The organism is Vibrio sp. 10N.222.49.C9, assembly GCF_041474985.1.
Classification (GTDB): domain Bacteria; phylum Pseudomonadota; class Gammaproteobacteria; order Enterobacterales; family Vibrionaceae; genus Vibrio; species Vibrio crassostreae_C.
This window is the reverse complement of sequence record NZ_JBFRVD010001524.1, coordinates 1-272: the sequence shown is the minus strand read 5'-3', so window position 1 is coordinate 272 and position 272 is coordinate 1. Positions and strand designations below refer to the sequence as shown.

Below are 272 nucleotides of genomic sequence, written 5' to 3'. Positions count from 1 at the left end.
GAATACGAAGGCACCTAAATCACCTGCCGACATCTTGCCGTGAATAACATCGCTTCCCCCAACCCATAACATGCCGGATATAGCGCCAAAGACGATCACAATCACTCCAGAGATAAGGATGGCCCGCTGCTTTACTCGCTCTCGCCCTATCTCATACGCGCGCTCCACCTCTGTTGAAAATGACGCCTTCTCCTCAGACTCTCGGCTATAACTCTGCACCGTTTTTATGTGCTCAATCGCCTCTCCTGCATAACTGCCTACATCCGACATTG

General features: G+C 51.1%; 1 protein-coding gene. It reads right to left on the bottom strand.

All coding sequences use genetic code 11. The features are described 5' to 3' along the window. Positions 1-272: ABC transporter transmembrane domain-containing protein (locus AB4585_RS29070; protein WP_372172268.1), on the bottom strand; the 272-nt coding region annotated here is incomplete at both ends.